This is a genomic window from Thermanaerothrix solaris, assembly GCF_032334255.1.
Classification (GTDB): domain Bacteria; phylum Chloroflexota; class Anaerolineae; order Anaerolineales; family Anaerolineaceae; genus Thermanaerothrix; species Thermanaerothrix solaris.
Window position 1 is genome coordinate 587,629 of record NZ_JAUHMF010000002.1, and the last position, 23,401, is coordinate 611,029.

19 protein-coding genes, 2 tRNA genes and 3 rRNA genes are annotated in these 23,401 nt (G+C 58.0%); 18 read left to right on the forward strand and 6 right to left on the reverse strand.

Features of this window, described 5'->3' with window-relative positions; translation table 11 throughout:
- Positions 1–15 precede the first annotated feature (15 nt).
- From cysE to QYE77_RS10925, 3 genes are all read left to right on the forward strand, one after another.
- Positions 16–780, forward strand: a complete 765-nt coding sequence (gene cysE / locus QYE77_RS10915) for a serine O-acetyltransferase (protein ID WP_399390590.1) — start codon at positions 16–18, stop codon at positions 778–780.
- Between the two features lie 228 nt (positions 781–1,008).
- On the forward strand, positions 1,009–1,461 hold the full coding sequence (locus tag QYE77_RS10920; protein ID WP_315625440.1) for an OsmC family protein: 453 nt from the start codon (positions 1,009–1,011) through the stop codon (positions 1,459–1,461).
- Between the two features lie 161 nt (positions 1,462–1,622).
- Positions 1,623–2,276, forward strand: a complete 654-nt coding sequence (locus QYE77_RS10925; RefSeq protein ID WP_315625441.1) for a hypothetical protein — start codon at positions 1,623–1,625, stop codon at positions 2,274–2,276.
- Positions 2,277–2,279: 3 nt separating this feature from the next.
- Here QYE77_RS10925 and QYE77_RS10930 read toward each other — a convergent pair whose 3' ends face one another.
- Positions 2,280–3,035, reverse strand: coding sequence for a class I SAM-dependent methyltransferase (locus QYE77_RS10930; RefSeq protein ID WP_315625442.1), 756 nt, complete (start codon positions 3,033–3,035; stop codon positions 2,280–2,282).
- 48 nt (positions 3,036–3,083) lie between these two features.
- Between QYE77_RS10930 and QYE77_RS10935 the strand changes: the two genes are divergently transcribed.
- Positions 3,084–4,697, forward strand: a complete 1,614-nt coding sequence (locus QYE77_RS10935; RefSeq protein WP_315625443.1) for an elongator complex protein 3 — start codon at positions 3,084–3,086, stop codon at positions 4,695–4,697.
- Here QYE77_RS10935 and amrS read toward each other — a convergent pair.
- The 4 genes from amrS to cobS are packed head-to-tail and all read right to left on the reverse strand — an operon-like array spanning position 4,694 to position 7,494.
- Positions 4,694–5,821: an AmmeMemoRadiSam system radical SAM enzyme gene (gene amrS, locus QYE77_RS10940; protein WP_315625444.1), complete on the reverse strand. Its 1,128-nt coding sequence runs from the start codon at positions 5,819–5,821 to the stop codon at positions 4,694–4,696. The two genes, QYE77_RS10935 and amrS, sit on opposite strands and share 4 nt — an antisense overlap.
- 56 nt (positions 5,822–5,877) lie before the next feature.
- Positions 5,878–6,426 (reverse strand): bifunctional adenosylcobinamide kinase/adenosylcobinamide-phosphate guanylyltransferase, encoded by a 549-nt coding sequence (cobU, locus tag QYE77_RS10945; protein ID WP_315625445.1) that lies wholly within the window; start codon positions 6,424–6,426, stop codon positions 5,878–5,880.
- A 26-nt stretch (positions 6,427–6,452) separates the two neighbouring features.
- Entirely contained in the window at positions 6,453–6,713 is a 261-nt protein-coding gene (locus tag QYE77_RS10950) for a hypothetical protein (RefSeq protein ID WP_315625446.1), read from the reverse strand.
- Positions 6,714–6,750: 37 nt separating this feature from the next.
- On the reverse strand, positions 6,751–7,494 hold the full coding sequence (cobS, locus tag QYE77_RS10955) for an adenosylcobinamide-GDP ribazoletransferase (RefSeq protein WP_315625447.1): 744 nt from the start codon (positions 7,492–7,494) through the stop codon (positions 6,751–6,753).
- Positions 7,495–7,553: 59 nt separating this feature from the next.
- Between cobS and QYE77_RS10960 the strand changes: the two genes are divergently transcribed.
- The 7 genes from QYE77_RS10960 to QYE77_RS10990 all read left to right on the forward strand — a co-directional run bounded on the left by QYE77_RS10960 (position 7,554) and on the right by QYE77_RS10990 (position 13,458).
- Complete coding sequence (locus QYE77_RS10960) at positions 7,554–8,204, forward strand: hypothetical protein (protein WP_315625448.1); 651 nt, start codon at positions 7,554–7,556, stop codon at positions 8,202–8,204.
- Between the two features lie 12 nt (positions 8,205–8,216).
- Entirely contained in the window at positions 8,217–9,419 is a 1,203-nt protein-coding gene (locus QYE77_RS10965; RefSeq protein WP_315625449.1) for an MFS transporter, read from the forward strand.
- Positions 9,420–9,495: 76 nt separating this feature from the next.
- Entirely contained in the window at positions 9,496–10,146 is a 651-nt protein-coding gene (locus QYE77_RS10970) for an MBL fold metallo-hydrolase (protein WP_315625450.1), read from the forward strand.
- An 11-nt stretch (positions 10,147–10,157) separates the two neighbouring features.
- On the forward strand, positions 10,158–10,460 hold the full coding sequence (locus QYE77_RS10975) for a hypothetical protein (protein ID WP_315625451.1): 303 nt from the start codon (positions 10,158–10,160) through the stop codon (positions 10,458–10,460).
- A gap of 12 nt (positions 10,461–10,472) precedes the next feature.
- Positions 10,473–11,549 carry an A/G-specific adenine glycosylase gene (gene mutY, locus QYE77_RS10980; RefSeq protein ID WP_315625452.1) on the forward strand — a complete coding sequence of 359 codons (1,077 nt, stop codon included), beginning with the start codon at positions 10,473–10,475 and terminating at the stop codon, positions 11,547–11,549.
- A 120-nt stretch (positions 11,550–11,669) separates the two neighbouring features.
- Positions 11,670–12,368: a protein-L-isoaspartate(D-aspartate) O-methyltransferase gene (locus QYE77_RS10985; RefSeq protein ID WP_315625453.1), complete on the forward strand. Its 699-nt coding sequence runs from the start codon at positions 11,670–11,672 to the stop codon at positions 12,366–12,368.
- Between the two features lie 13 nt (positions 12,369–12,381).
- Positions 12,382–13,458 (forward strand): alkaline phosphatase family protein, encoded by a 1,077-nt coding sequence (locus QYE77_RS10990; RefSeq protein ID WP_315625454.1) that lies wholly within the window; start codon positions 12,382–12,384, stop codon positions 13,456–13,458.
- Between the two features lie 15 nt (positions 13,459–13,473).
- Here the strand turns inward: QYE77_RS10990 and QYE77_RS10995 are convergent, their stop codons facing one another.
- Complete coding sequence (locus tag QYE77_RS10995) at positions 13,474–15,345, reverse strand: VanW family protein (protein WP_315625455.1); 1,872 nt, start codon at positions 15,343–15,345, stop codon at positions 13,474–13,476.
- A gap of 156 nt (positions 15,346–15,501) precedes the next feature.
- Between QYE77_RS10995 and nfi the strand changes: the two genes are divergently transcribed.
- The 7 genes from nfi to QYE77_RS11030 all read left to right on the forward strand — a co-directional run bounded on the left by nfi (position 15,502) and on the right by QYE77_RS11030 (position 23,337).
- Complete coding sequence (gene nfi / locus QYE77_RS11000) at positions 15,502–16,185, forward strand: deoxyribonuclease V (RefSeq protein WP_315625456.1); 684 nt, start codon at positions 15,502–15,504, stop codon at positions 16,183–16,185.
- Between the two features lie 540 nt (positions 16,186–16,725).
- A 16S ribosomal RNA gene (locus QYE77_RS11005) occupies positions 16,726–18,230 on the forward strand.
- Positions 18,231–18,376: 146 nt separating this feature from the next.
- Positions 18,377–18,450, forward strand: a tRNA-Ile gene (locus QYE77_RS11010).
- Positions 18,451–18,463: 13 nt separating this feature from the next.
- A tRNA-Ala gene (locus QYE77_RS11015) sits at positions 18,464–18,536 on the forward strand.
- Positions 18,537–18,895: 359 nt separating this feature from the next.
- A 23S ribosomal RNA gene (locus QYE77_RS11020) occupies positions 18,896–21,866 on the forward strand.
- Between the two features lie 93 nt (positions 21,867–21,959).
- Positions 21,960–22,076 (forward strand): 5S ribosomal RNA (gene rrf / locus QYE77_RS11025).
- The 16S, 23S and 5S rRNA genes sit together here with 2 tRNA genes alongside, the layout of an rRNA operon.
- 88 nt (positions 22,077–22,164) lie before the next feature.
- Positions 22,165–23,337 (forward strand): DUF362 domain-containing protein, encoded by a 1,173-nt coding sequence (locus QYE77_RS11030; RefSeq protein WP_315625457.1) that lies wholly within the window; start codon positions 22,165–22,167, stop codon positions 23,335–23,337.
- Positions 23,338–23,401 lie beyond the last annotated feature (64 nt).

The following is a 23,401-nucleotide window of genomic DNA, read 5'->3' on the forward strand; positions in this document are numbered from 1 at the left end:
ACTATGTTAGGAAAGGTGTTTCAAACGTTGCGCGAAGATATTGAATCGGTGTTTGAGCGTGATCCAGCGGCACGCACGTTTCTGGAAGTCCTGCTGACCTACCCGGGTTTGCATGCCATCTGGCTGCATCGGGTAGCCCATTGGCTCTGGCGACGCCGCCTCAAGTTAATCGCCCGCTGGCTCTCCACCCTCAACCGCTTCCTGACCGGGATCGAGATCCATCCCGGAGCGAAGATCGGACGGCGCTTCTTCATTGATCATGGCATGGGGGTCGTGATCGGTGAAACCGCGGAAGTGGGTGATAACGTAACCATGTATCACGGGGTCACCTTGGGTGGCGTTAGCCTGGAAAAAGGCAAACGGCACCCTACGATTGAAGATGACGTGGTGATCGGCGCCGGAGCCAAGGTGCTAGGCAATATTGTGGTCGGGCGCGGCAGTCGCATTGGCGCCAACGCGGTGGTGGTCAAGTCGGTGCCACCGAATTCGGTGGTGGTTGGGGTGCCGGGGCAGGTGGTGGTGCGCAGTCAACCGCGCCCCGCCGCCCCCGACCTACAGCACGACAAATTGCCGGATGCGATTGGGCAATCCTTGGCGTCGGTGCTGGTGCGCTTGGAGGCACTGGAGAAACAGGTGCACACTCTGGCCGCCCAGCACGAAGCTCCGCCCACGAACGGCAAGAACGGGAACGGCCATCATCACGAACAGGCGCTAGAGCGTCCGCCATTGGTGCATCCGCCTGAGGATGGCATCTGGCGCGGCGAAGATTTTTGCATCTAAGTCGTCCGCTGGACACATGCAAACGCATAGATCATAGCGGGAACTTTTGCATCCGATATTACCGCAAGAGTTCCCGAGGGTGCCCTATTGTCGGATAAAAATGAACATGAAGGCCTTGGTTAGATGGTGGGGCCGAGGGACACGTAGTATAACCCGTTGCACGAGCCTTATGTCGGTTTTCCCCCTTTTCATCATTACCTTGTAGTTATAGAAGGAGGACCAACAACCATGTCCCTTAAAACAGTATCCGTTGAAGCAAGTCAGATCAATGGTTTCAGGATTGAAACCCACGCCCGTCATCACATTGTGCACGTGGATCAACCGGCCGAGATGGGGGGCAGTGATGCCGGACCTACCCCGTTAGAATTTTTACTGATAAGTCTGGCCAGTTGCCTCTTGACGGTAGGTAAAATCGTTGCCCAACAGCGCAATTTGCCTGTGCGTAATCTCAGTGCACGGGTTGAAGGGGATATTGACCCTGATGGCTTTCTGGGAAGGAACCCAACGGTTCGAGTAGGGGCTTCGCAAATTCGGGTTTATCTCCGCATTGAAGGGGATTTGACTCCGGAGGGAAAAGAGGCTTTTATCCGCGAGATCGAAGCTCGCTGCCCAATTTCAGACAATATCGGTCATGCAACGCCAATTGAATTGGTGCTTGCTCAGGAAGCCTCTATAGCATAACTGCGGTTGCCGTGACCTCAGCTCCACCTATCAGCCCTCGCCGGTATTCTCATTGCCAAAAATCGAGACCTGCGCACTGGCGGGGGCTTTGATGTATAATCGGGATGCATCGGATTGGATTGGGTTTTTAACTTCGCCGTTCTGATCCGATCGGGAGTTGAATGGTGAATGGGCATTTATCGAGAAAAGGGACGTATATTGCCCTTTTATTGATCTTGGTGGGTCTGGGGATCGGGTTGGGGCTTTATTCTCAGCGTCAGGCAATGGCAGCGCCCGGTCAGGCTACCTCCTGGCAGCAGCAAATGCTGGCGCACTACACGCAGACGCTGGCTGTGCTCCAAGATCCCGAACAACGGGCTTTTCTGGAACAGAAAATTGCCCCGCTACAGACCCAGGAAGCTGCACGGGCGTTAGCACAATCTCGCCCCGCACCGACGAAACCCGCCGATCCGAATGCGTTGCGCCCGCCGGAGCCGCTGGCGGTGCAGAGCCTGCCACGCGAGCCGGGCATTGTGGAAGGCGTGGCCGCACCAGTCAGCCCGGATGATTTCACCACCCGCAACGCCTGGCAGGGCGAGGTGGACGGTCAATGGATATGGGTCTATGCGGGGGCCCATACCTATGCGCCGGAACAAGGCGCGCTGATCGTCCTGCCCGAAGGCGCGGTGAAGGAAGAATGGGTTGAAGGACCCATTGGAGCTGGGACTTTGCGCATTGTTACCGCTCAAGACGGTGTGCTGCGCTTGGAAGCGGCGAACGGTGCCCAATTGGAATTCGACCTGCGCACCCGTGCCCTGCGCCAGATTGAGCCGTGAGCGTTATACGGCTCGCCACACCTGATACAGGCCCAACCGCCCGCCCTCACCATCGGATTCGAACGTCTCTTCCACGCGAAAGCCACTGGACACAGCCAGAGCATCCAGTTCCTCGCGGCTGAATTGGTGGACGTAGCGCAAGCCCACTTTTTCGCTCTGATCCGGCAGGGCATGGCGCCAATCCAGTAAAGTGTCACCGGGTTCTAAGTCGGCCTCATCAATGCCGATCCGTGCCCAGGGCTGGCGACGAGCCAGCAAGCGCGGGCTGTGCTGAAATTGCCACACCGAGAGCACCAGGGTTGCGCCGGGTTCAAGATGTGCTCGCACCAGATGAAGCAAGCGCTCTCGATTCACCCGGCCGGGAATGTGGTGCAAAACGGCAAATGCCAACGCGACCTCAAAGCGAGCATCGTCTAATGCTGTGACCCAATCCGGGTGACCCAAATCGGCCTGGCGGAAGGTAAAACGAGTTGCCAGAGCAGGCGGTAGATGGTCTGCCCAGGCTTGTGCTTCGGCCAGCAGTGCCGGGCTGAAATCCAGCCCTAGGTAGCGCCCCTGAAATTGATGCTGCGCCAACCAACGCGCCACTTCACCGTGGGCACACCCCAAATCCAGCCATTGCGCCGTCAGGGGCAAGCGTGGCAGGACGCGCAAAATCCCCGGTTGGAGACGCTGGCGAGTGGCCGCAAACGCCAGGCCAAAGGTCTGATAAAATTGAGCGTTAAGCGCCAGTAATTTGGCCGCAATTTCGGGTTTCACGTTTGCGATTATACTTGGGTTGAGGGATCTTTTAGCGGTGGTGTGAAGATGAGTGAGGTGGTTTTGGATGAGAAGGTACAGCGTTGGGAACGGCACTATGCGCTGACGCCAGAACGTCTGGCATTGGCCCAGCGTATCATTGAAGCCGTGCAAGCCGGGGAAGACGTGGCTCAGGCCATTCGTCGTCACCCGCTCCCAGAGGGCGGGCATTTGGCCAAATCGGTGCTGGTGGCGGCCTATCGTCACTTGGTGCAGCAAGGGCAATTGAACGAGGATGCAGCGTTGCTGGCCAAATTGCGCATGAAACCCGTGCGCACGCTATCGGGCGTGACCACGGTAACCGTGCTGACGAAGCCATACCCCTGCCCGGGGAAGTGCATTTTCTGCCCGACCGATGTGCGCATGCCCAAGAGTTACTTGCCCGATGAGCCGGGAGCGCAGCGAGCCCTACAGAACGAATTTGACCCTTACCGCCAAGTGCGTTCACGTTTGCTTTCTTACCAGGCCAATGGCCACCCCACGGATAAAATCGAATTGCTGATTTTGGGGGGGACGTGGAGTGCCTATCGCCGCGATTATCAGGAATGGTTTGTCAAACGCTGCTTGGACGCGCTGAACGAGGTGGATTCAGAGGATCTACGTGAAGCCCAGCAGCGCAATGAGACGGCACCGCATCGTAACGTAGGCCTGGTTATCGAGACCCGTCCGGATGAAATCACCCCGGATGAACTACGCTGGCTGCGTTACCTGGGGGTGACCAAGGTGCAGATGGGGGTGCAGTCGCTGGATGACCGCATCCTGGCGCTTAACCAGCGTGGGCACACCGTGGCCGAGACCTTGCGCGCGGCGGCCTTATTGCGCGCGGCTGGATTCAAAATCGTGATGCACTGGATGCCCAACCTGCTCGGGGCAACCCCTGAGTCTGACCGGGCTGATTTTGCTCGTCTGTGGGTGGATTTTTGCCCCGATGAGATCAAAATTTACCCCACCCAGTTGTTGGAAAACACTGAGTTATATGCCTATTGGCAGCGCGGCGATTATGAGCCGTATTCAACCGAAACTTTGATTGACCTGATCGCTGACATTAAACCTACCGTTCCGGAGTATTGCCGCATCAATCGCGTGGTGCGCGATATTCCCTCGACCTACGTGGTGGCGGGAAATCGCCGCACCAGCCTGCGCCAGGACGTGCTGGCTGAACTGGCACGGCGCGGCCAGCAGTGTCGCTGTATCCGCTGCCGCGAAGTGCGCGACCGCCCGGTAGCCCTGGAACACCTGACCTTCAGCGATTTGATCTACCGCGCCGCCTATGCCGAAGAACACTTCTTGCATTACGTGACCCCGGATGACCGTCTGGCAGGTTACCTGCGCCTTTCATTCCCCTTGCCTGAGGCACCGCAACTGCCTTTTACCGACCTGGAAGGGGCAGCGCTGATCCGTGAGGTGCACGTATACGGTCAATCCCTGCCGGTGGGCGCCGAACAGCACGGCGCGGCGCAGCACATTGGTCTTGGCACCCGCTTGCTCCAGGCGGCAGAAGCTATGGCCCGTGAACGCGGTTACCGCCGCTTAGCTGTAATCGCGGCGATTGGAACGCGGCAATATTACGAGCAGCGCGGCTTTGCCCGCGGCGATTACTACATGGTGCGCGAACTGGCTTAGGGGGTGATCAGACGGCGCACCGGGCGCGGGTAACCCCAGCCGTGCAGGCGCACCTCGCGCGGGTCTTTGGGCCAGATGCCGGGGATTTTGTAGCCGCACTGCGGACAGGTTCCAGCGGCGGTCAGGCGATAGTCCAGGATGATATAGCCGCGTCGTTCGATCAGGAGCGCCTGGCACTGGGGGCAGTACGTGTTTTCTAAACTTCCGACGCGTCCGGGCAGGTTCCCGGCATAGACGAAGTGCAATCCGGCTTCTTGCCCGATTTCGGCAGCGCGCAGCAGCGTCTTGGCCGGGGTGGGGGGCGGATCGGTCATCTTGTAGTCGGGATGGAAGGCGGTCATGTGCCAGGGAATATCCGGCGAGACCGAAACTAGGAAGCGCGCGGCTTCCCACAGTTCTTCCGGGCTGTCATTGAACCCGGGGATGACCAGCGTGACCACCTCGACCCACAACCCCAGGTCGTAGGCCATTTTAATTGTGTCCAGGACGTGTTGTAATACCCCGCCCAATTGGCGGTATTGCTTATCCTGCATGGTTTTGAGATCTACTTTGTAGGCGTCCAGGTAGGGACGCAGATATTGCAGGACTTCAGGCGTGGCGTTCCCGTTTGAGACGTAGGCGCACAACAGGCCGGCTTCGCGCGCTTGTTTGAAGATAGCAACTGCCCACTCCGAGGTGATCAGGGGTTCGTTGTAGGACGAAACAATGGCAGCAGCACCACTACGGCGGGCTAGATTCACCATCTCTTCCGGGGTGATCTCGAGCAGGGACTCAACCGGTATTCCCGCCGCGGGGTCGCGCAAGGTTTGCGAAGTGAGCCAGTTCTGGCAGAAACTGCAGTGAAAGTCACAACCGAGCATACCGAAGGTCAGTGCCTCACTGCCGGGTAGGACATGGGCGAACGGCTTCTTTTCAATCGGATCTACCTGTAAGGCGGCCACATAGCCCCAGGGGACATACAGCACCCCATCGCGGTTAAACCGTACCTGGCAAATACCGCGTCGCCCGGGTTTGATGCGGCAGCGGTGGGCGCAAGCGTAGCACTGCACCGTGCCGTCTTCCAGGCGGGTATAAAGTTCGCCGGGGCGGGTCATGGCGTCCAAACGGTCAGCCAGTGTGACCATTTCAGCCTCCTTTCCTCTGAATTTATTATACTGCTGGGGTCAAGGGTTGCAGTGGGTTAACCTTTGAGGCGCATGGGCAACCCCGCGACCATGAAAATCACCTCATCCGCGGCTGCGGCCAGGCGCTGGTTGACGTTCCCCAGCAGGTCGCGGTAGAGCCGCCCCAGGGGGTAAGGCGGCACCAACCCCAGCCCAACCTCGTTGGAGACGATGATCCAGGCGGCGCGGCTGGTCTGAATGCATTTTAACAGGGCTTCGGTTTCGGCTTGCACCAGGGTTTCAGCAGCAGTGGAGTCCAGCGGCTCGGGCAGGCTGAGCAAGAGGTTGCTGACCCAAAGGGTCAGGCAATCTACCAGGATGAGTTCCGGTTCGGGCTGCCAGGCCGTGATGGCGGCGGCCAGGTGGCGTGGCTCTTCCAGGGTGTGCCAATGGGATGGTCGTTCGGCACGGTGGGCGGCGATGCGCGCGGCCATCTCGTCATCGCTGGCTTCGGCTGTGGCGACAAAGAGCACCTGAGCGTGGGGTTGAGCGGCGGCGAGGTGCTGAGCATAGCGGCTTTTACCACTGCGTGCTCCGCCGAGGATGAAGGTCACACGTGACGCCATAAGGGGTTCTTATCTCCGGGGTAATCTCAATGAGTGCAGGGCGTCGCAAAAAGGACGCCGTCATGGTACAAGTTAGCCCAAGCATAAACCGGCCAGTAAGTCAGGTCAAATGCCAGGCGTAGTGGCCAGGCAAAGACCGCTGGCTCGACGAACTCACCTCGGGAGGCTTGAACGTGCCGGCACTCAGCCTGGGCGGCTTCCCAACCGAGGTGAAAGATCAACCCCAGTCCCACATAGATGATCAGCGCGATTCGAAGCAAAGACCAGATTTTCAAGCGAGTATTCATCGGGTTTATGCTCCAAAATTTGAAAAGAACCGTCACCTCAGGGAATTGCGAAGGCTAACAGCACCAGCGTTTCGCTCACCTCGATGACGGCTCCCAGCACGTCGCCGCTAATACCACCCAGACGGCGCCGTGCCAGCCATCCCAGTGCAGCACTGCCCGCAGCCGCCAGGGGCAAGGCGATCAGGCTATGCCAACCGCCGAGGGGAATCACAAGCAACGGTAGTGGACTGCTCCAGAGCAGGGCGCGCTGGGTGACTGCCTGTACAAATGTGGCTCCCAACCCCTCCGGACGGGCAGGGGGTAACCGCCCCACCCACAGCACCAGCCAGCGCGCCCACACCGGGGCGACTAACACGCCCAGGGGGTGCAGATTGAGTACGGCAAGCAACGCCATGAGTTTGACCAGCAGGTGCAGCATCAAGCCGATGACGCCAAAGGCACCCAGGTGTGGGTCTTTGAGCACCTGCCAGCGCTTTTCGGGTGGCAGGGGCGGAAAGAGGGCGTCCCAACAATCGGCCAAACCATCCAGATGGAGAAAGCCGCTTAAGACCGCCCAGGCGAAGAGGATTAGTGACGCCACCAATAGAGGCGAGAAGAGCCTTGACAGTGCTTGTGCGAGTCCAAGGCCAATCCCACCAAACAGTAGACCCACCCAGGGAAACCAGGGCAGTGCCTGCTCAAAAGGAATTGCGGGGTGGGGTGAAGGCAGTGGCACGCGGGTGAGGAAGGCCAGAGCCAGCCGTAAACCCCGCCAGAGAGAGCCAGTAGAAGAGGGACGCAAAACACAACTCCGGAAAGCAAGGGCGTGGCGGTAAAATTATACCCGGAGGTCAACCTGATATGCCGGCATTGCTATCTTCCGAGAGACCCGTTTGGCAGCGTTCCTATTGGATGATTGGAATGGGAATAACGCTGGGATTGATCGCGGTGGCGACCCTTCTGGGCCCGACCGAGCGTGTTCTGGGCACCGCCCTGCGCCTGGTGCTGTTGCATGGGGCCTGGGTGTGGGTGGGCAAGGCGGCCTATGCGCTGGCCGGCGTGGCCGGGCTGGTCTTCTGGCTGACCCGCCGTTTGGTGTGGGCAGAACGATCAACGGCGTTGGGGTGGACGGCGTTGTTTGTTTGGTCCACCTATCTACCGATGTCGCTCTATCTTCAGATAACCATTTGGGGCGGCGTTTTTTGGGAAGAACCGCGCTGGCGAGTGCCGCTGATGTTGTGGGGGGTCAGCCTGGCGTTTCAGATTGCCGGGTGGCTGATGCGTGAGCCGCGAGTGTTGGCGTTTTTGAACGCGGCGTTTGCGGGCCTCTTGTGGTGGCAGTTAGGGGCTACGGAGACCATTTTGCATCCCCAATCGCCCGTTTTCGGAGGCGATGCGGTGCGAATTCAGGCTCATTTCGTGCTATTAACTCTTTTGTGCAGTTTGCTGATGCTTCAAATCGCCGGGGTTCTGATGCCCACGGCGCGGCGATTGTTCGCTCATCTTACCTGACAGGATAAAACGATGAAACGGTCAATGCGTCCATTAGGGGTACAGGTGGGGCTTTTTACGTTGATTCGGATTTTAATCAACACCAGTTACCGCATGGTCTATCCCTTCTTCTCATTCTTCCAGGGCGGTTTAGGAGTTTCGTTACCTGCGTTTTCGCTGGTACTGACCCTGCGTTCGTTCAGCGGCGTGGTGGGGCCACTGTTAGCACCGTTGACGGATCGTTACGGACGGCGTCCAGCCATGTTGGCCGGGTTGGGGATGTTTGTCCTCGGGAGCGGGCTGGTCGCGCTCTTACCCAACTACGGGAGTTTTATGATCGGATTGTTCCTGATGGCCAGTGCCTATCAGGTGTTCCTCCCGGCGATGCAGGCCTTTCTCGGGGATCGGGTTGCCTATGCCGAACGGGGTCGGGTCATGGGCCTCACCGAACTCGGATGGTCACTGAGTTTTATCTTGGGGATCCCGGCGGTGGGGTGGCTGGTTGAGCGTGTTCGTATCTGGTGGGCGCCGTTCGTGGTCTTTGCTCTGGTTGGGGTCGTTTTGCTAGGGGTGCTGTGGTGGTTGGTGCCGCGTGATCCGCAAGGAGAACGGCATTCGGCAGCGACCTCACGCTTGCAGGTGCGGGCTTTACTGCACTCTCCCCACGTTTTGATCGGCCTGGCGATGGGCTTGGCGCTGACCAGTGCTAACGAGATGGTTAACCTGGTGTTTGGGTTGTGGTTGGAGTCCCAGTTTGCCTTGCAATTGGCGGCGTTGGGTGCGGCTTCGGTGGTGATTGGGGCCTCGGAACTGCTGGGTGAAGGCATTTCGGCGCTGTGGGTGGATCGTCTGGGCAAGGAACGGGCGGTGGCGGTGGGTATCGTGCTCAACAGCCTCTCGGCAGTGGGGTTGTTCCTGCTGGGCAGGACGATTACCGGGGCATTAGTGGGACTGTTTCTCTTTTACCTGACCTTTGAATTTGCTCTGGTGAGTTTCTTACCGTTGATGTCGGGCACGTTCCCGGCCCTGCGGGCGACGGTGATGGCGGGAACGATTGCCGCTTTTTCGCTGGGGCGAGCGGTGGGAGCGGTTTTGGGCCCATTAACCTATTCACTGGGGTTCGGTGTTAACCTGGGCGTAGCGATTCTCTTCAATACCCTGGCCTTAGTGGCGTTGCGGCGGGTGCAAGTGGCGGAATTGGTGCCTGAGGTGCCGGGAGTGGGCGGTGAAGATTAAAGCACAGCCATAGATTGTATCTGTCCCTGAGCACGGAGGCTTTATTGGTATAATCATAGCGAACGCTGGAGGCTACATGGAGATTACCTGGTACGGTCATTCCTGTTTTCGGATTACCGAGCGCAACCTGGCCACGGTGGTCACAGACCCTTATGACCATCGCGCGGTGGGATATGCGCCGCTCAAACTCAAAGCCGATATTGTTACCGTCAGTCATGCTGCTCCGGGACACAATTATCTTGCGGGGGTAAAGGGGGAGCCCTACGTCATTACTGGCCCGGGTGAGTATGAGATTGGCGGGGTATTTATTACGGGATTGCAGACCAACGGCACGGGGAAAAAATCCACGGACGAACCACGTAACACCTTGTATTTGATTGAGTATAATGGGATTAACGTCCTGCACCTTGGCAACCTTAATCGCGTGCCGACCCAGGCTGAGGTGGAATCCTTGGGCGCGGTGCACATCGTGTTGGTGCCGGTGGGTGGGGGGAGCACGCTCAATGCAGCCAAAGCCGCCGAGGTGGTCAGCCTGTTGGAACCCAATATCGTCATCCCGATGCATTACGCCACTCCGGATAGCGCGGTTAAACTGGATGGCTTGAACAAATTCCTCAAGGCGATGGGGTTGAACGAGGTCACCCCGCAACCGGTGCTGAAAGTCAACAGTGTGAATGCTTTGCCGGAAGAAACGCAAGTGATTGTTTTGGAGTATCAGCATCATTAGAGGAGTTAACCTTGGCCGTCAAGTTGTTGATGTCTTGGGATATCCGCCCTGATCGCGAACAGGAATATTTCGAGTTCGTGGTGCGCGAATTTATTCCTGGCGTGCAGCGCTTGGGGTTTGAACTCAGCGATGCCTGGGCTACCGTCTTTGGGGATCACCCTCAAATCCTGGTCGGTGCTGTGGCATCCTCGGCCAGCAAGGCGCGCCAAATTTTACAATCTGATGAGTGGAAAGCGCTTAACGACCAGTTGCAAGATTTTGTCAAGAATTATTCGTTCAAGATTGTGGAAGCTCGCGGCGGCTTTCAGTTCTGAAATGAGGGCACGGTGAGCGAACTGGCGCAGCGCCTGCTGGCCTGGTTTGACCAAAATGCCCGTTCTCTGCCCTGGCGTGAAGATCCTCCCAACCCGTATCGGGTATGGGTTTCGGAGATGATGCTGCAACAAACCCAGGTCGAGACAGTCGTACCGTATTTCGAGCGCTGGATGGCACATTTTCCCACTCTAGAAGCCCTGGCTGAAGCCTCGGTGCAAGATGTGCTGCGCTTGTGGGAGGGTTTGGGCTATTATCACCGGGCCCGCGCGTTGCACCGAGCGGCACAAGTTATCATCGCAGAGCGGGATGGCGTTTGGCCGCAAAAGGCAGAAGAGTGGCAGTCCCTGCCAGGGGTCGGTCCCTATACCGCGGCGGCGATTGCTTCGATTGCTTTGGGTGAACCGGTAGTGGCGTTGGATGGGAATGTACGGCGGGTGCTGGCGCGCCTGTTCGATTTAGACATGCCGGTCAATACTCCGGCCGGAGAACATGAGTTAAAGCGGTTGGGGCAAGAGCATATACCCCCGGAGCGGCCCGGTGATTTTAACCAGGCCCTGATGGATTTGGGGGCAATGGTGTGTACACCCCGCTCGCCCCGTTGTGATGTGTGCCCATTGGCTGAGTTGTGCTTGGCTCGGGCACGGGGCACGCAGGCGCAACGCCCAGTTCGGCAGCCGCGGAAAACTGTGCCTCATTACATCGTCACTGCGGCGGTGATCTGGCGCGAGGGACGGGTGTTGCTGGCGCAACGCCCGCCGCAAGGATTGCTGGGCGGGATGTGGGAATTCCCGGGCGGCAAGCAGGAACCCGGCGAGAGCCTGGAAGCCGCGTTGGAACGGGAAATCCAAGAAGAACTGGGAACAACGATTGAGGTAGGTGCGAAGGTGGGGGTTTTTCAACATGCCTACAGTCACTTTCGAGTCACCTTGCATGCCTTTCACTGCCGGCTGGTAGGTGGCGAGCCACAGCCCTTGGAGGCTACTGCGCTGGAATGGGTGCCATTAGCCCATCTCTCACACTACCCGATGGGTAAATTGGATCGTCAGATTGCGCGCGCTCTTATGCAAAGGTCAACGCCGTCGAGGTGAGCTTTGCCTGCCTTGCCCGGGGCCAGGGAAAAATTAAACGCATCTCCGGCGCCCTAAATTATGTACAATATGGATTGGGGCGGGTAATCGGCTGGGAGGGCTGAGCCAGTGGAGGCGAGCATGACTGGTGAAGATGTCTTTGCGGCGTGGCGCGAAGCCATGGTAGTGGAGCAGATTGAACGGCGCGGGATTCGCAATCCGCGGGTGCTGGAGGCTTTCCGGCGCATACCGCGCCATGAGTTTGTGCCCCCAGCACTGCGCTCACGCGCCTACGATGATGGCCCCCTGCCCATCGGTAAAGGGCAGACGATCTCGCAGCCGTTCATCGTGGCCCTCATGACCTCACTACTTCAACTCCAGGGAGATGAAAAGGTGCTGGAAGTGGGCACCGGCTCCGGTTACCAGGCAGCCATCCTCAGCGTGTTAGCCAAATGGGTCTATACCATCGAGCGCCACGAGGTGTTAGCACAACGGGCAAAGGCGACGTTTGAGCGCTTGGGGTTAAAAAACATCACTGTGATTTGTGGTGATGGCAGTTTGGGCTATCCGGAAGCGGCACCCTACCAGGGCATCATCGTAACTGCCGCCGCGGCTGCCCCACCACCCCCGTTATTGGAGCAATTGGATGAAGGGGGGCGTTTGGTAATCCCGATTGGAGATTATATGGGCCAGGTGTTGCAAGTGTGGACGAAAGAAAAGGGGCGTGTGGATTATGAGGATATTCTACCGGTCAGTTTTGTCCCATTGCGCGGGCGCTTTGGCTGGAGCCCCCAGGCCTGGGAACGCTTTGAAGAAGATGATTCTGAAGCGGAGCAATGACCCAAAAGGTCTCGTGACCTGGAGGTTTACCGCGTTCCTGGGCGCTAATCTCCCCATAGGTGGGGTGCTCCGAACCGTGGGGCTAACGTTGCTGATTGTGTTGTTGATCGCCTGTGCTCCAGCGGTCTCGTCCCCGATTTCTCCCTCGCCAAGGGTGGAAACGCCGTCGCCCACTTTTTCCCCTCTGGTTGCCCCGCTGACACCGTCCTTTACCCCCAGTGCGACCGAAAAGCTTTTTCCTACACCAACCGTGACCGCCACCCCGCGGCCCGTGGTGCCGGCGTTTCGGCATATTGTGATTCTGATCTTTGAAAACCGCGAGATCACGCGGGTGATCGGCAATCCCCAGATGCCGGTCTATAACCGCTGGGCAAGCGACTACACGCTGCTAACCCGTTATTATGCCATTACGCGCCCAAGTTTACCCAACTATCTGGCACTCATTGGCGGAGACACCTTTGGCGTTCGCACCAATTGCATTGATTGCTATATCAATGCCACCAGCCTACCGGATTTGATCGAAGCCAGCGGGCGCACCTGGAAGACCTATCAGGAAGCCATGCCCCAACCGTGTTACCTGCAATACACTCGCCGTTATGCGCCGAAGCACAATCCGTTTATTTACTTTGATCCCATCCGCACCGATACGGAGCGGTGCCAGAATCACGTGGTGGCGTTGAGCGATTTGGAAAACGACCTTGCCACCGGACAATTGCCCGATTTTGCTTTCATCACTCCCGATTTGTGCAATTCCGGGCACGACTGTGGGCTGGATGTGGTTGATGCGTGGGTAGATACGTGGTTGCAGCGTCTGTGGGCGTATCCCACGCTGGCTAAAGAGGGTTTGATCATCCTGACCTGGGATGAAGGCCAGAGTGAACAGGGTTGTTGTGGTTTTGAGCCAGGCGGTGGGCGCGTCGCCACGGTATTGATTTCATCCTGGGTCAAACGTGGTTTTCAGGACGATACCCCTTACAATCATTACTCACTGCTCAAGACCATCGCTACCGCTTGGAATTTGCCTCTCTTGGGGCATGCTGCCGATGCTCAAACGCCCCTGATTGTAGCCCCCTGGGAGTGGCCTGAATAATTCCAGGGATGAGATTTACCCCTCGTTGCTTTCCGGGGTTGGTACCTCGGTGCCGGGGCCATATTCATAGACGGCTTGCCAGGGGCGGTAGTGGGTCTTGAACGTATCTTGCAGATACACTTCGCCGTTGCGGTAGACCGTGCGGGTGACGATCACATCAGCGCCTTGGGCTTCCCAATCAACCTGCTTGATCTCTCCCTGTGCAAGGTCGGGGTTTTCGCGGTAAAGTGGCGGGGGCGGATCCACCACATTGATTGGGCCAGTGGTGTCCCACTCGACACGGCGGCCATCGGAAGTGGAATAGAACTTCCAGGTCAAAGTGCTGGCAGCGGGGTTAACGTAGGTTTCCATCAACAGCCAGTAGGGGGTGTCGTTCTTGAACTTAAAGTCCACCAATGGGACAAAAACGGTTGCGTCCAGGCCGGCCAGACGGGGGTTGATACGGTTGCCGGCCACTTTCTCGTAGTAGTAGACCCGATAGGCGTGAGCATGGCGCTCGATGATTGGATAACCGGCAAAGAACGCGGCCCGAAAGAGGGTGGTGCTGACCTGACACACACCGCCCCCAACCCCTTTAATGGTTTGGTTGCCGACAATGATGAGGGCTTCGGCGTAGCCGTTATCGAGAGTGATATCCCCCAAGGCCTGAGCCATGGAAAATACTTCGCCCGGTGCCACCAGCAAGCCATGGAAGCGCGCCGCCGCAGCCTGGATATTCTGCACCCGTTCGCGGCTGGAGCCATAGAAGTAACTCGTCTCGGCGTGGATCAATTCACGGATGCCCAGTTGCTCGGCGGTGGCATCATCGGTGACCGGCGGTGGGTTGTAATCGAAGACCAGGGCAACGGTGTGTTCGCCCTGGGTGACCTTTTCCTGAATGGTGCGGAGACTGGCTTCGATGTTGAGGCGGCGCCCAATGACGGCATGTTGAATCAGTTCCAATTGACGGGTGTCATCGTTGAAAATGAAACGTGCGTTTTGGGGGTCTTTAGCCAGGGTGGGCGCCAGGTTGCTCAGGAAATTAAGCAAGGCATCTCGCTGGAGCGTCACCTGATAGGTGGCCCCCTGTTCGTTCTGCACGCGTTCGATGGCAAGCATGCCGGCCAGCGTAGGTGGGTCAAAGACCCACGGACCTACCTGGCCAAAATCGGGCTGATCTTCGGGCAGGGTGATCGTCAGCGGCTGGCTGAGGATACGGCGGGCGACTTCGGCCTGAGCACTGGCATCCAGGATCAGCGGTGGGGTCTCGCGTACGATTAGCGGTACGACGCCATCTGTGAGCGTTTGTAACTGATGGGTAAGCAGAAGCAATGAGGCTTCGACATCCAGAGTGCGGCCAATTTCGCCCGAACGCACAATCACCTCGGTGCCCTGAAGGCCGAGGCTGGCCTCGAGCACCGGACGATCAATCTCTCGGGCGAGGTTAACCAGTTGCTGGTGAGCAATGCGCTGATCAAAGATCAACACAGGGGCAACAGTGCTTCCGCTGTAAAGCGCGGTAAGTTGGTCGTTGAACCGCGTCAGAAGCGAGCCCGATCGCCCCAGGCGAAAGGCCTGTTCCGCCGAGGCTCGGGCGTCTAGGAATAACCCAAGTTGCTGAGGGGTGAAAAGCCAGACCCGTTCTTTATCTTGAAGCAAAATGCGCCCGGTTTGGGGAAAAGTCCATTCCTGAGCCAGGCGTTGGGCGGCAGCCGTAGGGGTTAACCCGCCCACGGGCACGCCAGCCACGCTCACACCGGGGAAGATGCGCCCGGCAAACCAGAGTTGAAAGAGCAAAGTTGCGCTCAGCAGCAAAACAATCAGCGACAAGCCTGCGGTGGCCAGGATGATCAGCACCTGGTGCAGGCGTGAGTCCAAACGGGGGAAGGAAAGCGATTCGACGCGCATATGTCCTCTGAATTATACCGAGAAATCATCCTGTGAGCGTGAGTTCCAGACGCTGGTCGCGGGTGAAAAGTTCCCTGCAGGCGGGCTGCAACCTGTATGCCAAAAAGGGCTATTATTAAGGCGTACTTGGGTTCGGAACTGGAGGTTAGACCGACAATGCCTTTGCCATCCATTCCTCCTCATCCTTGGGATGTAAGTCCCGAAGCGGCTATGGCGATTCAACACCAATGGCGGGAACGGGTGATCCGCGAGGATTACCTGGGAGAAATACGCACGGTGGCCGGCGTGGATGTGGGATTCGAGGATGGGGGGCGCGTGGCCCGTGCCGCTGTGGTGGTGTTGGATTTTTCAGCATTGGAACCACGGCAGAAGGTGCTGGCGCGAAAAGTCGTGACCTTCCCGTACATTCCAGGTCTGTTGTCATTTCGCGAGATGCCCGTCATTTTAGAATCCCTGGCACAACTGAGTGAATGGCCGGATGTCTTGCTGGTGGATGGACAGGGCATCGCCCACCCGCGTCGCCTGGGCATTGCCAGTCACCTGGGGGTATGGTGCGATATCCCGACCGTTGGGGTGGCAAAATCGCGCCTGGTGGGGCAGCATGCGCCGGTGGAGGATCGGCCGGGCGCCTGGCAGCCGCTCTACGATCAGGGGGAGGTGGTAGGCGCAGCGCTGCGAACCCGTTCAGGGGTTAAGCCCGTCTATGTCTCGATTGGTCACCGGGTCAGTTTAGAGACGGCGCTTGATCTGGTTATGCGCTGTGCGCGGGGTTTTCGATTACCAGAACCATTGCGGTTAGCGCATCAGTTCGCCTCACAATTTGAGAAAGTGCAAAAATGAGCCATCAATACCCTTGACACGGATAAGAGGCCGAGTATAATCAAGCCCGCTGCCTCGGAACGAGGCGCCCATTTCGCCGGGCGACCGGCAGATGGATGACAAGTGGATAGAGAGGGGCCCAACCTCCGCGCTGGCGAGTTGAGATCGTCAGCGTGTGACAAGCGCCGAGCAAAGCGGCATGCAACGCCCAAGAAGGCGCGCAAACCTCTTGACAGCCTGGCGGGAACTCGGTACAATAAGAGTCCCAAGGTGAGGGCGATCTTGCTCACAAAGAGCGGATCGTTAACAACTGAACAGGTAAGTCTCAAGAGGGACCAGGCCTGACAAGGGTGTCGTGAGTGAAGCCGGTGTTAACCCCGCTGGACGAAAGGAGAGCGCAGGATTGACATCGGCGGTTTTATCGGCGGCCCTTGACAGGGGTGATGAGGATGGGTAGAATCTGGCCCTCGGAGAGCAGCACCTTAACAACTGAAGAGTGATAGGAAGGCACCTGTCGATCCGGTGAGTTTAACCTTGACGCCTGAAAAGGCGATTCAAACTCTTGCGGAGAGTTTGATCCTGGCTCAGGATGAACGCTGGCGGCGCGCCTAATACATGCAAGTCGAACGGAGTGTGTTCTCGTAACGCACTCAGTGGCGAACGGGTGAGTAACGCGTAGGTGACCTACCCCGAAGAGGGGGATAACAGCTCGAAAGGGCTGCTAATACCCCATGTGGTTCTGTGGATTAGAGGCCGCAGAACTAAAGGCGCAAGCCGCTTCGGGATGGGCCTGCGTCCCATCAGCTAGTTGGTAGGGTAACGGCCTACCAAGGCGATGACGGGTAGGGGGCCTGAGAGGGTGGCCCCCCACACTGGCACTGAAACACGGGCCAGACACCTACGGGTGGCAGCAGTAGGGAATATTGGGCAATGGGCGAAAGCCTGACCCAGCGACGCCGCGTGCGCGATGAAGGCCTTCGGGTTGTAAAGCGCTTTTGGAGGGGATGAGGAAGGACAGTACCCTCCGAATAAGCCTCGGCTAACTACGTGCCAGCAGCCGCGGTAAAACGTAGGAGGCGAGCGTTATCCGGATTTACTGGGCGTAAAGCGCGTGTAGGCGGTCCGGCAAGTTGGATGTGAAATCTCCCGGCTCAACCGGGAGAGGTCGTTCAATACTGCTGGACTAGAGAGCAGTAGAGGGGGGTGGAATTCCGGGTGTAGCGGTGAAATGCGTAGATATCCGGAGGAACACCAGTGGCGAAGGCGGCCCCCTGGACTGTCTCTGACGCTCAGACGCGAAAGCTAGGGGAGCAAACGGGATTAGAGACCCCGGTAGTCCTAGCCGTAAACGATGTGGACTTGGCGTTGGTGGGTTAAAATCCATCAGTGCCGAAGCTAACGCGATAAGTCCACCGCCTGAGGACTACGGCCGCAAGGCTAAAACTCAAAGGAATTGACGGGACCCCGCACAAGCAGCGGAGCGTGTGGTTTAATTCGATGCAACACGAAGAACCTTACCAGGGCTTGACATGCAGGTGGTAGGGAGCCGAAAGGTGACCGACCCTTCGGGGAGCCTGCACAGGTGCTGCATGGCTGTCGTCAGCTCGTGTCGTGAGATGTTCGGTTAAGTCCGCCAACGAGCGCAACCCTCGCCGTGTGTTACATGTGTCACACGGGACCGCCGGCCTTAAGCCGGAGGAAGGTGAGGATGACGTCAAGTCAGCATGGCCTTTATGTCCTGGGCTACACACACGCTACAATGGTCGGTACAATGGGTCGCGAAGCCGCGAGGCGGAGCCAATCCCCCAAAGCCGGCCTCAGTTCAGATTGCAGGCTGCAACCCGCCTGCATGAAGACGGAGTTGCTAGTAACCGCAGGTCAGCCATACTGCGGTGAATACGTTCCCGGGGTTTGTACACACCGCCCGTCACGTCATGGGAGCTGGCAACACCTGAAGCCGGTAGCCTAACCCGCAAGGGAGGGCGCCGTCGAAGGTGGGGCTGGTGACTGGGACGAAGTCGTAACAAGGTAGGTGTACCGGAAGGTGCGCCTGGATCACCTCCTTTCTAGGGAGCGCTGAGCAACCCTCTGCGGAGGGACGCTCAACTTGCGCAAACTGTGATCCTTCAAATCCTCGCAGCGGTGGCGAGGTCGGGTCGCAGGGTGAACTTCCTATCACTTCTCAGTTGTTAAGGTGCGGGCGGCACCGGATGGGCCTTTAGCTCAGCTGGTTAGAGCGCGCCTCTGATAAGGGCGAGGTCTCAGGTTCGACTCCTGAAAGGCCCACTGCCCCGAACACGGGGATGTAGCTTAGTTGGGAGAGCGCCGCCTTTGCACGGCGGAGGTCAGGGGTTCGAATCCCCTCATCTCCACTGAGTTACACGGAGGAAGCCGGAAACGGCAGAGGTAAAAGAAGGACGAGGTTGACGGAGTACGTGAATCGAAGTAGTCTGGTGATCTGAACCGTAAGGCAAACCGCAAGGGTGTAAGATGACGACCCGGCGGTGAGCCGGGTCGCCGCGTGAAAATTAACAAGTTAGGGTTGTGCAGGTTGGCTTGTGCTGAGTGGTTCTGACCGCAGGGTGAGGGGCACTGAGCGCCAGCCAACGGCGCCCGATCGTCAGATCGGAGCAGCACCTTAAAAAGTGAATAGTGTGATGTAGGCCAAACAACGTAAGGCCCAATTTCGACGGGACAAAAAACAAAGAGTCCTGGGTTCTCCGTATCACGTACGGAAGCTACTAAGGGCTTACGGTGGATGCCTAGGCGCCAAGTGCCGATGAAGGACGTGGGTCACTGCGATAAGCCTCGGGGAGCCGTGAACAGGCGTTGATCCGGGGATCTCCGAATGGGGAAACCCGCCAGTGGTGAACCACTGGCATCGCCCGCTGAACCCATAGGCGGAGCGAGGGGAACCTGGGGAACTGAAACATCTAAGTACCCAGAGGAAAAGAAATTATTCCCTGAGTAGTGGCGAGCGAAAGGGGAACAGCCCAAACCATCCCGGCTTGCCGGGGTGGGGTTGTAGGGCCTGGCACATGGGAGTGACAAAGCAATTTGCTAGCAGAAAGGTGTGGGAAAGCCTGCCAGAGAGGGTAATAGCCCCGTATGCGAAAGCGAATTGCCTCCCGCCAGGACCCTGAGTACCGCCGGGCACGCTAATCCGGCGGGAAGCTGGGGGGTCCACCCTCCAAGGCTAAATACACTTGGCGACCGATAGTGAACAAGTACCGTGAGGGAAAGGTGAAAAGTACCCCGGCGAGGGGAGTGAAATAGAACCTGAAACCGTAAGCCTACAAGCAGTTGGAGGGCTAATAGCGGGTCGGTGCTCCGGCGAAAGCCGGGTGCGCGCCGCTAGGCCTGACAGCGTGCCTCTTGGAGAATGAGCCTGCGAGTTAATCTCTGTGGCGAGGCTAAGGGAGTGACACCCGGAGCCGTAGCGAAAGCGAGTCTGAATAGGGCGCTGAGTCGCAGGGATTAGACCCGAAACCGGGTGAGCTACCCATGGCCAGGGTGAAACGAGCTTAACCGCTCGTGGAGGCCCGAACCCACTAACGTTGCAAAGTTAGGGGATGAGCTGTGGGTAGGGGTGATATGCCAAACGAACCCGGAGATAGCTGGTTCTCCCCGAAATAGCTTTAGGGCTAGCGCCACGCGTTCAGTAGCGGAGGTAGAGCACTGAATGGGCTAGGGGGCTTATTGCTTACCGAACCCAATCAAACTCCGAATGCCGCTACTCCATAGCGTGGCAGTCGGACTGCGGGTGATGAGATTCGTGGTCGAGAGGGAAACAGCCCAGACCATCGGCTAAGGTCCCAAAATTCAGGCTAAGTGGGAAACGATGTGGGGTTACTGAAACAACCAGGAGGTTGGCTTAGAAGCAGCCATCCTTTAAAGAGTGCGTAATAGCTCACTGGTCTAGTGACCCTGCGCGGAAAACTCAACGGGGCTAAGCCTGATACCGAAGCCATGGGTCCCAGCCTAGGCTGGGGCGGTAGGGGAGCGTTCTACACGCGGGGAAGGTCGACCGGAAGGACGGCTGGAGCGTGTAGAAGTGAGAATGCAGGCATGAGTAGCGTAAAACACGTGAGAACCGTGTTCGCCGTATGTCTAAGGTTTCCGACGCCAGGTCAATCCGCGTCGGGTTAGTCGGGCCCTTAGCCGAGGCCGAAAGGCGTAGGTGATGGACATCCGGTCAACATTCCGGAACCACCCGAGAGGAGCGATGGAGGGACGCAGCGAGGTAGGCCAGCCTGCGATTGGTCGTGCAGGTGCATGGTGTGTCAGGCGATGAGGCCGGTAGGCAAATCCGCCGGCTGAGCTGAGACACCATGGCGGGCCGTAAGGCGAAGTGAGCTGAGCCTTGCTGCCAAGAAAAGCTTCTAAGCGTTGAATCTCGGGTGCCCGTACCGCAAACCGACACTGGTAGACGGGTAGAGTATACCCAGGCGAACGGGAGAACCCTCGTTAAGGAACTAGGCAAATTGGCCCCGTAACTTCGGGAGAAGGGGTGCCCCTTGGCGTGAGCCTAAACCGCGTAGCGCCGGGGGGTCGCAGTGAAATGGCCCTAGCGACTGGTTACCAAAACCACAGGTCTCTGCTAAGCCGTAAGGCGATGTATAGGGGCTGACGCCTGCCCAGTGCCGGAAGGTTAAGGGGAGGGGTTAGCGCAAGCGAAGCTCCGAACCGAAGCCCCGGTGAACGGCGGCCGTAACTCTAACGGTCCTAAGGTAGCGAAATTCCTTGTCGGGTAAGTTCCGACCCGCACGAATGGCGTAACGACTAGGGCACTGTCTCAACGAGGGACCCGGCGAAATTGAAATGGCTGTGAAGATGCGGCCTACCCGCAGCAGGACAAAAAGACCCCGTGGAGCTTTACTGCAGCTTGGCATTGAGTTTGGGCATGGTCTGTGTAGGATAGGTGGGAGGCTGAGAAGCTGGGGCGCCAGCCTCGGTGGAGCCGCCGGTGAAATACCACCCTGATCATGTTTAGACCCTAACCCCACGCCGTTAACCGGGTGGGGGACCGTGCCAGGTGGGCAGTTTGACTGGGGCGGTCGCCTCCTAAAAGGTAACGGAGGCGCCCAAAGGTTCCCTCAGGCTGAATGGAAACCAGCCGTAGAGTGTAAAGGCACAAGGGAGCTTGACTGCAAGACCAACGCGTCGAGCAGAGACGAAAGTCGGGCTTAGTGATCCCACGGTACCGAGTGGAAGGGCCGTGGCTTACCGGACAAAAGCTACCCCGGGGATAACAGGCTGGTGAGGTCCAAGAGTTCACATCGACGACCTCGCTCGGCACCTCGATGTCGGCTCATCGCATCCTGGGGCTGGACAAGGTCCCAAGGGTCGGGCTGTTCGCCCGTTAAAGCGGTACGCGAGCTGGGTTCAGACCGTCGTGAGACAGGTCGGTCTCTATCCGCTGTGGGCGCAAGGGATTTGAGGGGAGCTGCCCCTAGTACGAGAGGACCGGGGTGGACAGACCTCTGGTGTGCCAGCTGTCGTGCCAACGGCATCGCTGGGTAGCCATGTCTGGCAGGGATAACCGCTGAAAGCATCTAAGCGGGAAGCTCGCCCCAAGATGAGATCCCTGTAATCCCGTCAAGGGAGTAAGGCCGCAGGTAGACTACCTGCTTGATAGGCGGCAAGTGTAAGCGCAGCAATGCGTTGAGCTTAGCCGTACTAATGGCCGAGGGCTTCCGACGTGGTGCGGAGAACTCAGGTCTCTTTGACCGGTTGGGTCTTACCAAGGCCCACTCACACTATTCACTGAACCTTTAAAATTGACCAAAAAGTCTCTTGGTGACTTGAGCGACGGTGGTACACCCGGTCACATCCCGAACCCGGTCGTTAAGCCCGTCAGCGCCGATGGTACTTGGGGGGCGACCCCCTGGGAGAGTAGGTCGTTGCCAAGAGACTTTTTTGGTTTAAAGCCCTTTTCCAGGGCTTTTTTCTTAACCCCCGCTATAATTTATTTGTTATCCCCCATGACTGAGGTGTGTGATGAGTCGAGCGACGGTCTATTTCGGTTCCCCCCGCCAGGCGCGCCTAGATTGGCGCGAAACGCTACCCGCTAAACTCGATTTGATTCTGGAACGTTTGCACCTGCGAGATCGGGTTAAGGATGAACTGGTAGTGATCAAAATGCATACCGGCAACAACGTCGGTTACTCCACCGTGCATCCGGTCTTCGTGCGCCGTGTGGTTCAAGCCGTTAAGGAAGGTGGAGGTAAGCCATTCATTGCCGATGTCTCGTGGGATGTAGCCGGAGCTGAAACCCGTGGGTACACCCCCGAGGTCGTGGGATGCCCCATCTATCCCGCCGCAGGACCACAGGAACGCTATTATTACGCCCATACCCGCCCGTACAAAAATATTCGTGAGTGGAAAGTGGCTGGCTTGATCGAGGAAGCGACCTTCCTGATCAACCTGGCGCATGCCAAAGGGCATCCTTCATGCGGGTACGGTGGGGCGATCAAGAATCTGGCATTGGGTTGTATGGTAGCCGAAACGCGCAGTGCCATGCACGACGTCTGTCACTTTGACCCATACTGGTTCCCCGAAAAATGCCCCGATCCAGCCTTGCGTCAGAAGATCATCGAATCCTGCCCTCATGGCGCATTGGTGCAGGATAAAGAGCGCCCGGATCACCTTCATCTTCACGTGGATAACTGTAATCAGTGCGGACGCTGCTTACAGGTGGCACCGCCGGGGAGCCTGAAGATTGATCCGGTCAACTTTGCCTCGTTTCAGGAAGCCTGTGCCATTAGTGCCTCGATTGTGATGTCCACCTTTGCGCCAGGGAAGGCGGTGCATATTGTCCTGGCCACGCACATGACGCCGGTGTGTGACTGTTTCGGCTTCACCGGGATGCCCATCCTGCCCGATGCTGGCATTTTTGGCTCGGATGATTTAGTGGCGGTGGATCAGGCGGTGCTGGATGCGACCGCCCGTACTCCTCTGATTGAAGAGAATGTGCCGACCTCGATGGAAGTGCACACCCGCGAAGGACACCCACTGGCCTGGCTGCATGGGCCATATAAAAACCCCTATCTGGTCACCCAGTATGCTGAGGCATTGGGGGTAGGAACGCGGCAGTACGAACTGGTGGATGTGTTGCCGGTGGAGACCTTTGTCCGCGCACCACTTCCTTATGTTTCGGCTTCGGGACAATAGACATTCCTCATAAATATGTCTGACAAATTACCCTGTTTCCTTGATTTTCGTCTCATCCTGGAGG

Excerpts from the sequence above, each read along its gene's own strand:
- QYE77_RS10985 (WP_315625453.1), top strand. The coding sequence starts at position 11,670 with ATGACTGGTGAAGATGTCTTTGCGGCGTGGCGCGAAGCCATGGTAGTG.
- QYE77_RS10965 (WP_315625449.1), top strand. The coding sequence starts at position 8,217 with ATGAAACGGTCAATGCGTCCATTAGGGGTACAGGTGGGGCTTTTTACG.
- amrS (WP_315625444.1), bottom strand. The coding sequence starts at position 5,821 with ATGGTCACACTGGCTGACCGTTTGGACGCCATGACCCGCCCCGGCGAA.
- QYE77_RS10935 (WP_315625443.1), top strand. The coding sequence starts at position 3,084 with ATGAGTGAGGTGGTTTTGGATGAGAAGGTACAGCGTTGGGAACGGCAC.
- QYE77_RS11030 (WP_315625457.1), top strand. The coding sequence starts at position 22,165 with ATGAGTCGAGCGACGGTCTATTTCGGTTCCCCCCGCCAGGCGCGCCTA.
- cobU (WP_315625445.1), bottom strand. The coding sequence starts at position 6,426 with ATGGCGTCACGTGTGACCTTCATCCTCGGCGGAGCACGCAGTGGTAAA.
- QYE77_RS10950 (WP_315625446.1), bottom strand. The coding sequence starts at position 6,713 with ATGAATACTCGCTTGAAAATCTGGTCTTTGCTTCGAATCGCGCTGATC.
- nfi (WP_315625456.1), top strand. The coding sequence starts at position 15,502 with ATGCCTTTGCCATCCATTCCTCCTCATCCTTGGGATGTAAGTCCCGAA.
- QYE77_RS10960 (WP_315625448.1), top strand. The coding sequence starts at position 7,554 with ATGCCGGCATTGCTATCTTCCGAGAGACCCGTTTGGCAGCGTTCCTAT.
- QYE77_RS10970 (WP_315625450.1), top strand. The coding sequence starts at position 9,496 with ATGGAGATTACCTGGTACGGTCATTCCTGTTTTCGGATTACCGAGCGC.
- QYE77_RS10925 (WP_315625441.1), top strand. The coding sequence starts at position 1,623 with ATGGTGAATGGGCATTTATCGAGAAAAGGGACGTATATTGCCCTTTTA.
- QYE77_RS10995 (WP_315625455.1), bottom strand. The coding sequence starts at position 15,345 with ATGCGCGTCGAATCGCTTTCCTTCCCCCGTTTGGACTCACGCCTGCAC.
- QYE77_RS10920 (WP_315625440.1), top strand. The coding sequence starts at position 1,009 with ATGTCCCTTAAAACAGTATCCGTTGAAGCAAGTCAGATCAATGGTTTC.